At 62.3% G+C, this 12,815-nt stretch carries 12 protein-coding genes and 1 pseudogene; all 13 read left to right on the forward strand.

The features are described from left to right. Positions 1-260 precede the first annotated feature (260 nt). Complete coding sequence (locus ACY693_RS06790; RefSeq protein WP_462321074.1) at positions 261-617, forward strand: NADH-quinone oxidoreductase subunit A; 357 nt, start codon at positions 261-263, stop codon at positions 615-617. 56 nt (positions 618-673) lie between these two features. Beyond that, a complete protein-coding gene (locus ACY693_RS06795) occupies positions 674-1,150 on the forward strand; it encodes a NuoB/complex I 20 kDa subunit family protein (protein ID WP_200247712.1) in 477 nt (158 codons plus the stop codon). Between the two features lie 35 nt (positions 1,151-1,185). Continuing rightward, positions 1,186-1,917 (forward strand): NADH-quinone oxidoreductase subunit C, encoded by a 732-nt coding sequence (locus ACY693_RS06800; protein WP_462321075.1) that lies wholly within the window; start codon positions 1,186-1,188, stop codon positions 1,915-1,917. After that, positions 1,910-3,169, forward strand: coding sequence for an NADH-quinone oxidoreductase subunit D (locus tag ACY693_RS06805; RefSeq protein WP_462321076.1), 1,260 nt, complete (start codon positions 1,910-1,912; stop codon positions 3,167-3,169). Before ACY693_RS06800 ends, ACY693_RS06805 begins: the two co-directional genes overlap by 8 nt. After that, the gene (nuoE, locus tag ACY693_RS06810; protein ID WP_462321077.1) at positions 3,169-3,696 is read left to right on the forward strand and encodes an NADH-quinone oxidoreductase subunit NuoE; all 528 of its coding nucleotides are present in this window, start codon (positions 3,169-3,171) and stop codon (positions 3,694-3,696) included. The genes ACY693_RS06805 and nuoE overlap by 1 nt, the downstream gene beginning before the upstream one ends. A gap of 13 nt (positions 3,697-3,709) precedes the next feature. Continuing rightward, complete coding sequence (gene nuoF, locus ACY693_RS06815) at positions 3,710-5,005, forward strand: NADH-quinone oxidoreductase subunit NuoF (protein WP_462321078.1); 1,296 nt, start codon at positions 3,710-3,712, stop codon at positions 5,003-5,005. A 78-nt stretch (positions 5,006-5,083) separates the two neighbouring features. Then, entirely contained in the window at positions 5,084-7,474 is a 2,391-nt protein-coding gene (gene nuoG, locus ACY693_RS06820) for an NADH-quinone oxidoreductase subunit NuoG (protein ID WP_462321079.1), read from the forward strand. 10 nt (positions 7,475-7,484) lie between these two features. Further along, complete coding sequence (gene nuoH, locus ACY693_RS06825; RefSeq protein WP_462321080.1) at positions 7,485-8,531, forward strand: NADH-quinone oxidoreductase subunit NuoH; 1,047 nt, start codon at positions 7,485-7,487, stop codon at positions 8,529-8,531. Positions 8,532-8,593: 62 nt separating this feature from the next. Then, positions 8,594-9,085, forward strand: coding sequence for an NADH-quinone oxidoreductase subunit NuoI (gene nuoI, locus ACY693_RS06830; RefSeq protein WP_462321081.1), 492 nt, complete (start codon positions 8,594-8,596; stop codon positions 9,083-9,085). 254 nt (positions 9,086-9,339) lie between these two features. Further along, positions 9,340-9,990, forward strand: coding sequence for an NADH-quinone oxidoreductase subunit J (locus ACY693_RS06835; protein ID WP_462321082.1), 651 nt, complete (start codon positions 9,340-9,342; stop codon positions 9,988-9,990). Beyond that, positions 9,987-10,292: an NADH-quinone oxidoreductase subunit NuoK gene (nuoK, locus tag ACY693_RS06840; RefSeq protein ID WP_462321083.1), complete on the forward strand. Its 306-nt coding sequence runs from the start codon at positions 9,987-9,989 to the stop codon at positions 10,290-10,292. Before ACY693_RS06835 ends, nuoK begins: the two co-directional genes overlap by 4 nt. A 30-nt stretch (positions 10,293-10,322) precedes the next feature. Beyond that, positions 10,323-12,317, forward strand: a complete 1,995-nt coding sequence (gene nuoL / locus ACY693_RS06845) for an NADH-quinone oxidoreductase subunit L (RefSeq protein ID WP_462321084.1) — start codon at positions 10,323-10,325, stop codon at positions 12,315-12,317. A 19-nt stretch (positions 12,318-12,336) separates the two neighbouring features. Then, positions 12,337-12,815: pseudogene (locus ACY693_RS06850) on the forward strand (NADH-quinone oxidoreductase subunit M); the annotation flags it as partial.

Raw genomic sequence — 12,815 nt, forward strand, 5'->3', positions numbered from 1 at the left:
GTGGTGGAATTGGTAGACACGCTGTCTTGAGGGGGCAGTGGCGCAAGCCGTGCCGGTTCGAGTCCGGCCGTCGGCACCAATAACGAAAGAAAGGCGGTACCTGGCAGCAGGACCGCCTTTTTATTTGCCTGTAAGACCCCTAAGTAATTGAATCCTATTAGATTGCGTTGCTTTGAGAGGTTGACAGCTTGGGGTGCCTGAACTAGCATACAGCGGGTTTTCGTCGCGTAAAACGACCAAGTTTTTGGAGTCGCCGCCGGATGCTAGAAGACTATCTTCATATCTTGATCTTCCTGGTTGTCGCGATTCTCATCGGCTTTGCGCCTCGGGTACTCGGGATGATCCTCGGACCTCGCCGCCCCGACCCGGAGAAAGACGCCCCTTACGAATGTGGTTTCGAGGCCTTCGAGAGCGCGCGGATGAAGTTCGACGTGCGCTACTACCTGGTCGCAATCCTCTTCATCCTGTTCGATCTCGAGATTGCCTTCCTGTTTCCTTGGGCGGTCGTGCTCGAGGAGCTTGGAACAGCAGGACTACTCGCCATGTCAGTGTTCTTAGCTGTGCTCGTCGTCGGCTTCATCTACGAGTGGCGCAAAGGCGCGCTCGACTGGGAATGACCGATGATCGCATGCATGCTATCGCAACACTGGAATCGCTGAGTTAGGGGGCTTCCATGGGTATCGAAGGTATTCTCGAAGAAGGCGTGGTCACCACCACTGCCGACAAGCTCATCAACTGGGCACGTACCGGCTCGCTCTGGCCCATGACCTTTGGGCTGGCCTGCTGCGCGGTCGAGATGATGCACGCTGGTGCGGCCCGCTATGACCTGGATCGCTTTGGCATCATCTTTCGGCCCAGTCCGCGCCAGTCCGACGTGATGATCGTCGCCGGCACGCTGGTGAATAAGATGGCGCCCGCCTTGCGCAAGGTCTATGACCAGATGGCCGAGCCGCGCTGGGTGATCTCGATGGGGTCCTGCGCCAACGGGGGTGGTTACTACCACTACTCCTATTCCGTGGTGCGCGGCTGTGATCGGATCGTGCCGGTCGATGTCTATGTGCCCGGCTGTCCGCCAACCGCTGAGGCATTGCTTTACGGCATCCTTCAGCTACAAAACAAGATCCGGCGCACCAACACCATTGCGCGCTGACCCTTAACGTTCGGCGTAGTCTATCCAGCGAACCTATGTCTGATCCGACCATCACCACCGGCGACTCCCGGCTTGACATGCTCGCAACCCGCTTGAGCGAAGGCTTTGCTGACGCGGGTGCTGAGCTGAGTGCAGATCGCGGTGAGCTGACGTTGAAGCTGCCGCCGACGGCGCTGCTTGAGGTCTGCACGCGGTTGCGAGACGACAAGGACCTCAGCTTTGAGCAGCTGATCGACCTCTGTGGGGTGGATTACGCGGCCTACGGCCGTTCGGAATGGGCGACCACCGAGCCGTCGCAGTTCGGCTTCGGCCGCGGCGTCGACCGCGACCTCGAGCTCGAGACCGATGACCCAGAGCGCTTCGCCGTCGTCTACCATCTGCTCTCGCTCGCGCACAACTGGCGCCTGCGTCTGGTGGTGCGTGCCGGCGGCGCCCAGCCGATGGTGCCCTCGGTGGTCTCGATCTGGTCCGCGGCCGACTGGTTCGAGCGCGAGGCCTTCGATCTGTTCGGCATCCTCTTCGATGGCCACCCAGACCTGCGCCGCATCCTCACCGACTACGGCTTCGTCGGCCATCCTTTCCGCAAGGACTTCCCGCTCAGCGGCCATGTCGCGATGCGCTACGATCCCGAACAAGCCCGCGTGGTCTACGAGCCGGTCGAGATCGAGCCGCGGGTGCTGGTGCCCAAGGTCATCCGCGACGACAGCCGCTACCTCGGTGACGAGCATCCGGCCGTGACCGGTGCCAAGGACGCAGCCAATGCCTGAGATTCGCAACTACACGCTGAACTTCGGTCCGCAGCATCCTGCCGCGCACGGGGTATTGCGCCTGGTGCTGGAGATGGACGGCGAGGTCATCGATCGCGCCGATCCGCATATCGGTCTGCTGCATCGCGCGACCGAAAAGCTCGCCGAGTCGAAGCCCTACAATCAGTCGATCGGCTACATGGATCGGCTCGACTACGTCTCGATGATGTGCAACGAGCACGGCTATGTCCGCGCCATCGAGAAGCTGCTCGGGGTCGAGGCGCCGATTCGCGCGCAATATATCCGCACCCTGTTCGACGAGCTCACGCGTATCCTCAATCACCTGATGTGGCTCGGCGCGCATGCGCTCGACGTCGGAGCGATGAGCGTCTTCCTCTATTGCTTCCGCGAGCGCGAGGACCTGATGGACTGCTACGAGGCGGTCTCGGGTGCACGCCTGCACGCGACCTACTATCGCCCCGGCGGTGTCTATCGCGATCTGCCCGAGCAGATGCCGCGCTTCGCCGAGGAAGGCTCCAAGTGGCACGGCAAGGGCACCATGCGCAGGCTCAACAAGCCGCGGAGTGGCTCGCTGCTCGATTTCATCGAGGACTTCAGCGAGCGCTTCCCAAAGCTGGTCGACGAGTACGAGACCCTACTCACCGATAACCGCATCTGGAAGCAGCGCACCGTCGGCATCGGCGTGGTCGACGCCGATCGGGCCAAGAATCTCGGCTTCACCGGCCCGATGCTGCGCGGCTCCGGAATCGCGTGGGACCTGCGCAAGATGCAGCCCTACGCGGCCTACGACCAGGTCGACTTCGATATCCCGGTCGGCCAGAACGGCGACTGTTACGACCGCTACCTGGTGCGCATCGAGGAGATGCGCCAGTCCAATCGCATCATCAAGCAATGCATCGATTGGCTGCGCGTGAATCCGGGTCCGGTGATGGTCGACGATCACAAGGTGGTGCCGCCGACCAGGATCGGCATGAAGGACGACATGGAGGCGCTGATCCACCACTTTAAGCTCTTCACCGAGGGCTATTGCCCGCCGCCCGGCGAGGTCTATGCCGCAGTGGAAGCGCCCAAGGGCGAGTTCGGCTGCTACATCGTCTCCGATGGCGCCAACAAGCCGTATCGGTTGAAGGTCAGGGCGCCCGGCTTCCCGCACCTCGCCGCGATGAATGAGATGGCCAAGGGGCACATGCTGGCTGACGTGGTGGCGATCATCGGCACCATGGATATCGTGTTTGGGGAGATCGACCGCTGATGAGTTTTCGCAATACACCGCTCGCGGTCATACATGATGCCGACAAGGAGACGCTGCTCACAGCGGAGCTGCGTGCCGAGATCGACAAGCACGTCGCCAAGTATCCGCCCGAGTGGAAACAGTCGGCGGTGATGCCGGCGCTGACCCTGGTGCAGGACCACAACGGCGGCTGGCTCACCACCGAGCTGATGGATCAGGTGGCCGCCTATCTCGACATGCCGGAGACCGCGGTCTATGAGGTCGCGACCTTCTATGCGATGTATGACCTGGAGCCGGTCGGCCGGCACAAGATCTGCGTCTGTAACAGCGTCTCCTGCATGCTCGGTGGTGCCGAGGAGCTGATGCACCACATCGAAAAGAAGTACAACGTAGCGCCGGGCGGCACCACAGCCGATGGCAAGCTCACGTTCAAGGAGTTCGAATGCCTCGGTGCCTGCCGGCACGCGCCCGCGGTGATGGTCGATAAGGCCTACCACGAGTGCGTGACGCCGGAGGCCATCGACAAGATCATCGACGACCTCGACTGAGCGCGCGCGACCTATGGCTGAGAACCAGAATACCGTTTGCTTTCGCACCATGCACCTCGATCCCCAGGTGCGACATACCCTTGACAGCTATCGCAGCGTCGGCGGCTATGTGCAATGGGAGCGCATCCTGCGCGAGAAGCCCTCGCCCGAGTCGCTGATCGAAGAGATCAAGCTCTCGGCCCTGCGCGGACGCGGTGGCGCCGGCTTCCCGACGGGGCTCAAGTGGAGCTTCATGCCGCGCAACAAGCCGGGCCAGAAGTACATCGTCTGCAACTCGGACGAGGGCGAGCCCGGCACCTGCAAGGACCGCGACATCATGCGCTACAACCCCCATCAGCTGATCGAGGGGATGGCGATCGCCGGCTACTGCATCGGTGCGACCGTCGGCTACAACTACATTCGTGGTGAGTTCTACGAGCCGACCGCCCGCTTCGACGGCGCGTTGGAGGAGGCCTACGCAGCAGGGCTGCTGGGCAAGGACCTGTTCGGCTCCGGGATCGATTTCGATCTCTATACGCATTTGGGCGCTGGCGCCTACATCTGCGGTGAAGAGACGGCGCTGCTCGAATCGCTCGAGGGCAAGAAGGGCCAGCCTCGCTTCAAGCCGCCGTTCCCGGCCCAGGCCGGCCTCTACGGCAAGCCGACCACGATCAACAACACCGAATCCCTGGCCTCGGTGCCGGTGATCCTGGAGAAGGGCGGCAAGTGGTTCCTCGAGCAGGGGCGGCCGAACAACGGTGGGCCCAAGCTGTTCTCGGTCACCGGCCATGTTGAGCGTCCGGACAACTTTGAGATCCCGCTCGGCACAGCCTTCCGCGACCTACTCGAGATGGCTGGCGGGGTCAGCGGCGGCCGCGCGCTGAAGGCGGTGATCCCAGGCGGATCATCGGTGCCTGTGGTCCCTGGCGATGTGATGATGCGCACCGACATGGACTACGACTCCATCGCCAAGGCTGGGTCCATGCTCGGCTCCGGGGCGGTGATCATCATTGCCGAAGGGACCTGCATGGTGAGGGTGCTGGCGAACCTCTCGCATTTCTACGCCCATGAGTCATGCGGTCAATGCACGCCCTGTCGCGAAGGGACCGGCTGGCTAGCCCGAGTGCTCGATCGGATGCTCGCGGGCAATGGCCGACCGCAGGATCTGGATCTGCTCGACAACGTCGCCGGTCGCATCGGGGGGCGCACCATCTGTGCGTTGGGTGATGCGGCGGCCATGCCGGTGCAGAGCTTCTTGAAGCACTATCGATCCGAGTTCGAGTTCCTGGTCGAGCACGGACGTCCCTTGGTCGAGGCCAAGGCAGCCTGAGCGGTGCACCGATGCGCGCCGATCCTTGCTTCATCCTCATGACGCTGCGACGCAACGACAGCAGGTAGATCTACAGCGATGTCGGACGACAAGATTACCCTTGAGATCGACGGCCGCGTCTGCTCGGCGATGCCCGGAGAGATGATCATCGCGGTGGCCGATCGCGAGGGTATTCCCATCCCCCGCTTCTGTTATCACGAGAAGCTCTCGATCGCCGCCAATTGCCGCATGTGCCTGGTCGAGGCGGAGCAGGGCGGGCGGCCGTTCCCGAAACCGATCCCGGCCTGTGCGACGCCGGTTGGCGATGGCATGAAGGTGCTGACGCGCTCAAAGAAGGCGCTCGACGCCCAGCGCGGCACCATGGAGTTCCTGCTCATCAACCACCCGCTGGATTGCCCGATCTGCGATCAGGGTGGCGAGTGCGAGCTGCAAGATGTCTCGATGGGCTACGGTGAGGACGTCTCACGTTTCAGCGAGCGCAAGCGCGTCGTCAAGGACGAGAACCTCGGTCCGCTGATCGCGACCGAGATGACGCGCTGTATCCATTGCACCCGCTGCGTGCGCTTCGGCGCCGAGGTCGCTGGGCTGCGCGAGCTGGGCGCGACCGGTCGCGGCGAGGACATGCGCATTGGCACCTTCGTCGAGCATACCGTCTCGCATGAGCTCTCGGGCAACATCATCGACCTCTGTCCGGTCGGCGCCTTGACCTCGAAGCCCTATCGTTTCACCGCCCGGGCCTGGGAGCTCACCTCCGATGAGGGCATTGCTCCACACGATGGCGTCGGCTCCAACCTCCATTTGCACATCCGTGATGGCAAGGTCATGCGGGTACATCCGCGTGACAATGAGGCGGTCAACGAATGCTGGATCTCAGATCGCGACCGCTTCAGCTATGAAGGCTTAAACAGTCCCGAGCGCTTGACCGAGCCGATGCTCAAGCGTGATGGCGCATGGCAGCCGGTCGACTGGCAGGAAGCGCTGCATGCGACGGTCGATCTCCTCAGAGCACCAGGTCCGGATCAGCTCGGCTGCCTGGTCTCGCCAACGGCGACCCTCGAAGAGCAGTTTCTGCTGCAGCGGTTGGTCCGGGCGCTCGGGAGCGACCATATCGATACCCGGCTGCGACAGCTGGACTTCAGTGCCTCCGCTGCCGATCCGCGCCTGCCTTGGCTCGGTGTGCCGATCGCTGAGCTCGAGCAACAGCAGGCGGTCCTGCTGATCGGCAGCGACATTCGGCAAGAGCAGCCGCTGCTCGCCCATCGCCTGCGCAAGGCCGCCTTGTCTGGATCGACGATTGCGCTGCTGAACCCCTATGAAGTCGATCTCAATCACGCCAGCATCCAGCTCGCACCCTCACCAGCGGTCCCGGGCAGCGATCTGCGCGCGCTCCTGCGCTTGCTAGGCAAGCCCGTTGATGGCCCGACCGCCGAGCCCAATGACCGGCATCGACGCATCGCTGATGCGCTGCGGCGTGCCGGCGAGACCGGAACTGGGTTGGTGTTGCTGGGTGCGCTGGCCGAGTCCGCGCCGGCCTATGGCCTGGTGCGTGCGCTCGCCGCTGAGGTTGCCGCGGCCGCCGGATGTCGGCTTGGATTCTTGGCGCCCGCTGCCAACAGCGTTGGCGGCTGGTGTGCCGGCGCGCTGCCGCATCGGCGTGCTGGTGGGACTGCGCCGGCGCGCCCAGGATTGGATGCCTTGGCGATGCTTGCCGATCCGCGCCAGGGCTACCTGTTGTGGGGGCTGGACCCGGACCGAGACCTGGCTGATCCGACCCTGGCGATGTCCGCGCTTCGCGCCGCGAAGCAGGTCGTTGCCTGTACCGCCTTCAAGAATCCTGTGCTCGAGGCGGTCGCCGATGTACTCTTGCCGATCTCGGCCTTTGCCGAGACCGCCGGCACCTTCGTCAACGCGGGGGGTCGCTGGCAGCGGTTCCAAGGGGCGGTTCCTCCGCCTGGTGATGCGCGACCGGGCTGGAAGGTGATGCGTGTGCTTGGCACCATGATGGAGCTGCCCGGCTTTGCCCAGAACAGCGCGCGCGAGGTTCACGACGAGCTCGCGAGTGAATGCCGCGACCTGACACCGGACAACCAACTTCAAGGGCCAGTGCCCGCACCCGTCTCGGCGTCGGGATCGCCGGAGTCAGGAGCGCTGTTCCGCGTTGGCAATGTTCCGATCTATGCGACCGATCCGCTGACTCGGCGCGCTCCCGCCTTGCAGCGGACCCCGCTCGCCGAGCCGCTCGCCCTGTCGCTGCATCCGGACGATGCGGCCTCGTTGGGGCTTAGCGATGGTGCGATCGCGCGGGTCGGGCAGGTTGCGACCAACGGCGAGCGCGTCGACCTCGATATACCAGTCGTGATCGACGACCGGATCGCGGTTGGCTGTGCTCGCATCCCGGCAGGGGTTGAGGGCAGTGGTGAGCTGGGGCCAATCATGGGTCCGGTGCAAATCAGCAAGGCGAGCGATTAGGAGCACGCAGATGATGGATTTGTGGCAGTGGCTGCCGCTTCCCCTCCAGAGCCTGATCGCGATCCTGGCGATCGTCATGCCGTTGCTTGCCGTTGTGGCGTGGTACACCTATGCAGAGCGCAAGGTGATCGGCTACATCCAGGTTCGCATCGGTCCGAACCGTGTCGGTTGGCGTGGCCTGCTGCAGCCGATCGCCGATGCGCTGAAGCTGATGGTCAAGGAGATCATCGTCCCGACCAAGGCCAACAAGGGGCTGTTTCTGTTCGCGCCGCTGATCTCGATCGTCCCGGCGCTTGCGGCCTGGGCCGTGGTGCCATTCGACGCCGGCTTGGTGCTTGCCGATATCAACGCCGGCCTGCTCTATGTGCTCGCGCTGACCTCGCTCGGTGTCTATGGTGTGATCATCGCCGGTTGGGCCTCGAACTCAAAATACGCGCTGCTCGGTGCGATGCGCGCGGCGGCGCAGATCGTCGCCTACGAGATCGCGATGGGGTTCGCGCTGGTCGGCGTGCTGGTGGCCGCCGGTAGCCTGAACCTGAGCGCCATCGTCGAGGCGCAGTCCGGCAGCCTGCTGACCTGGTTCTGGCTGCCGCTGCTGCCCTTGTTCGGTGTCTACTTCATCTCCGGTGTTGCCGAGACCAACCGCGCGCCCTTTGATGTCGCCGAGGGCGAGTCCGAGATCGTCGCCGGTTTTCACGTCGAGTATTCCGGCATGGCGTTCGCGATCTTCTTCCTCGCCGAATACGCCAACATGGTGTTGATCGCCATGCTCGCGACGCTGCTGTTCTTCGGCGGCTGGCTCTCGCCATTTCAGGGGATTCCGGTGCTCGATGAGGCCACGGCCTGGGTGCCAGGGATGATCTGGATCTTGCTCAAGACCTTCTTCTTCATGTTCGTCTTCCTCTGGCTGCGCGCGACCTTTCCGCGCTATCGCTATGACCAGATCATGCGTCTGGGCTGGAAGGTGTTCATTCCGATCACAATCGTCTGGATTCTCGTCGTCGCCATTGCAGTGCTTGCCCAGCTGCCACCTTGGTGGTCTGCGGCTTCCGTCTAGGGCGGACCCGGCAAGCCATCAGTGGCCATCAGTGAACCAGCCGATACCCGATAGAGTGAACCATGCTTCAAGCCGCTCGCACCTATCTCAGTAGCCTCTTGCTCGTCGAGTTGTTCCGCGGAATGAGCTTGACCGGCACCTATCTGTTCAAGCGTAAATTCACCGTCCAGTATCCGGAGGAAAAGGCGCCGGTCTCGCCGCGCTTTCGCGGGCTGCATGCGCTGCGCCGCTATCCGAACGGCGAAGAGCGTTGCATAGCCTGCAAGCTGTGCGAAGCCACCTGCCCTGCGCTCGCCATTACCATCGAGGCCGAGCCGCGCGCGGACGGATCGCGACGCACAACGCGCTACGATATCGACCTGTTCAAGTGTATCTACTGCGGATTCTGTGAAGAATCCTGTCCGGTCGACTCGATCGTCGAGACCGATATCTACGAGTATCACTTCGAGAATCGCGGCGAGAACATCATGACCAAGGATAAACTGCTCGCGATTGGTGATAAGTACGAGACCCGGATCGCGGCGGCGCGAAGCGCCGATGCCCCTTATCGTTGAGGGCTGCGGCTGATGAGCCCGAGCCCCGAATCCTGACGGGTTCTCGGACGGATGATCGAGCTGATGAGCGACTAACCCGGCCGTGGGCCTCGAGACGATTGGCGAAATTGCATCATTAACAACGAGAGCGACGTGAGGGATTGACCCTAGGGTCTGAGAGCGTTCGGTGCTCAGATCGTCGCCTGTCGACTGTCAACGACTGTCTGTACACTTGAGCGCTGCTCTGGTGTGCAGACAAGCCAGCTGGAAATCCCATGGGCTTCGAAAAATTCCTCTTCTATGTGTTCGCGGCCATAACCGTATTCGCTGCAGGGATGGTGGTCACGCGCCGCAATCCCGTGCACGCCGTGCTGTTTTTGGTGCTTGCCTTCGTTGCCAGTGCTGTGCTCTGGCTGCTGCTCGAGGCCGAGTTCCTCGGCATCGTGCTCGTGCTGGTCTACGTCGGTGCGGTGATGGTGCTGTTCCTGTTCGTGGTGATGATGTTGGATATCGACATCGCCTCGCTGCGCGGACAGTTCATCCGCTATCTCCCGGTAGGTCTGCTGATCGCCGCAGTGATGGTGCTGAATCTCTTCCTGGTGCTCGGACCGTCCAACTTCGGGCTTGACCTATTCGCGAAGCCCCCAGGGCAACCGGCCGATTACAGCAACACGGCCGAGCTCGGCCTCGATCTGTACACCACCTATCTCTATCCGTTCGAGATCGCTGCGGTGATCCTGCTGGTGGCGATCGTCGCTGCCATTCGCCTGACACTGCGTCGGCGTCCCGAGACCAAGTATCAGGATGCGTCGAAGCAGGTCCGCGTCAAGAAAGGCCCCGATCGCATTCGTCTGGTGTCGATGCCGGCCGCACCCCGACCTGGGCAGGGCGGTACTGCACCCGTGCTGAAGGAGGAGTCCGAATGATTGCCCTCTCAGACTATCTGCTGCTTGGCGCCCTGCTGTTCTCGATCTCGGTCGCCGGGGTCTTCCTGAACCGCAAGAACGTGCTCATCCTGCTGATGTGTATCGAGCTGATGCTGCTCTCGGTGAACATGAACTTCGTCGCCTTCTCGCATTTTCTCGGTGATCTGAGCGGTCAGATCTTTGTCTTCTTCATCCTGACGGTTGCGGCCGCCGAGGCGGCGATTGGGCTTGCCATCCTGGTGGTCCTGTTCCGCAACCGCGGCACCATTAACGTCGACGATCTGGACATGCTCAAAGGCTGAGCCCACCGGACACCGCGCGGAGATTACTGAATGGAGACCGTCTATCTGACCATCGTGCTGGCGCCATTGTTTGGCGCGATCATCGCCGGCTTCTTCGGCGGTAAGATCGGCCGAGCAGGTGCTCACTCGGTCGCGATCGCTGGCGTCGGCCTCTCGACACTGCTGTCACTCTGGGTGCTCTATCGGTTCATCTGGATGGACGAGCCGGCCTTCAATGGCGCCGTCTACACCTGGATGGTCGCCGATGGCATTCGCTTCGAGATCGGTTTCCTGGTCGATCGGCTCACCGCGCTGATGATGGCCGTGGTGACCTTCGTCTCCTTGATGGTGCATATCTACACTATCGGTTACATGGCCGATGACGCCCATAACTGGCCTGACAATTCGTTGGCAGGCAAGAACAGCTATCAGCGCTTTTTCAGCTATATCTCGCTGTTCACCTTCTCGATGCTGATGTTGGTAATGGCCAACAACTTCATGCAGCTCTTCTTCGGCTGGGAGGCCGTGGGGCTGGTGTCCTACCTGCTGATCGGCTTCTATACGGTGCGTGAGTCGGCGATCTCAGCCAACCTGAAGGCATTCTTGGTCAACCGCGTCGGTGACTTCGGTTTCATCCTCGGCATCGCTGCGGTGGTGATGTACTTCAACTCGCTCGATTATGCCGAGGTCTTTGCACAGGCGCCCGCGCATGCCGAGACCCAGGTTGCCGTCTTCGGCGGCGTCTCGCTGATGACCTTGATCTGCATCCTGCTGTTCATCGGCGCTATGGGTAAGTCGGCGCAGATGCCGCTGCATGTCTGGCTACCGGACTCGATGGAAGGCCCGACGCCGATCTCGGCGTTGATCCATGCCGCCACCATGGTGACGGCTGGCGTCTTCATGGTCACCCGGATGTCGCCGCTGTTTGAGCTCTCCACTACGGCGCTGTCATTCGTGCTCGTGATCGGCGCCCTGACGGCCTTCTTCATGGGCTTGGTCGGCTTGGTGCAGAACGACATCAAGCGCGTGATCGCCTACTCGACGCTGTCGCAGCTCGGCTACATGATCGCCGCCCTGGGGGCCTCGGCCTATGCGGCTGGTATCTTCCACCTGATGACCCACGCCTTCTTCAAGGCGCTGCTCTTCCTCGCCGCTGGCTCAGTGATCATCGCCATGCATCACGACCAGGACATCCGTAACATGGGCGGCCTGCGCAGCTGGATGCCCATCACCTGGATCACGGCGCTCGTCGGGTCGCTGGCGCTGATCGCCTTCCCCGGCTTCTCTGGCTTCTTCTCGAAGGACGCGATCATTGAGGCAGTGGGTCATTCCCACATCGGCGGTGCCGGTCTGGCGCATCTTCTCCTGACCCTGGGTGCCTTTGTCACCGCGCTCTATTCCTTCAGGCTCTACTTCTTGGTCTTCCACGGGAAGCCGCGGATGGACGCGCACACCCGCTCGCATCTGCACGAGACGCCATGGGTGGTCACCGGTCCTTTGATCGCCTTGGCGATTCCGTCCTTGTTCATCGGCTGGTACACGATCGAGCCGCTGTTGGTCGAGGACTGGCTCGGCGAGGCGATCACCGTCCTGCATGAGCACGATACCTTGCATCATCTGGCTGAGCACTGGCACGGACAGCGAGAGTTCATCCGTCACGGCATGCAGACTGCACCCTTCTGGCTGTCGATGGCGGGGCTCCTGCTGGCCGGCTATCTCTGGTGGTATCTGCAGCAGCGCAATCCCGGTATCGATGCGGACCTGCAGAAGCGGGGCGGCTGGATGACCCGCCTCCTCGAAGACAAGTACGGCTTTGACGACTTCAACCAGCGGGTCTTTGCCGGCGGCGGCCGACGCCTTGGCCGCTTTCTCTGGAGCACGAGCGATCAACGTCTCATCGATGGCGCCGTGGTCAATGGGTCCGCCAAGGCTGTTGGCTGGCTTGCCGCTCGGGTCCGCTACCTGCAGAGCGGTCTGCTGTACCACTATGCCTTTGCGATGATCCTCGGGCTGGTGGTCCTGTTGACCCTGTTCGTGACCTTCTAAGACTCGGGAGAGGCAGCTGATGTTATTGGAATTCCCCTGGCTCTCGCTGGTGATCTGGCTGCCGATCGTTGGCGGCATCGCGGTCATTGCAAGTGGTGAGCAGAACGCGGAGCTGACCAAGCGCATCGCGCTGGCGTTCGCGCTCTTGACCTTCCTGGTGAGTCTGCCGCTGTGGCTGGGCTTCGACGCCTCGACCGCGGCGATGCAGTTCGTCGAGCGCTCGCCTTGGCTGCCCGCGCTGGGTGTCGATTATTACCTCGGTATCGACGGCATCTCGATGCCATTGATCCTGCTGACGACCTTCGTCAGCATCTTCGTGATTATCGCCGGCTGGGACGTCATCAGCTACAAACCGTCGCAGTATATGGCCGCCTTCCTGATCATGGAGGGGATCATGGTCGGGGTCTTCTCGGCGCTCGATGCGATCCTGTTCTACTTCTTCTGGGAGGCGATGCTGATCCCGATGTTCATCATCATCGGGGTCTGGGGCGGGCCGAA

The sequence above is a fragment of the Halochromatium sp. genome, from assembly GCF_054919635.1.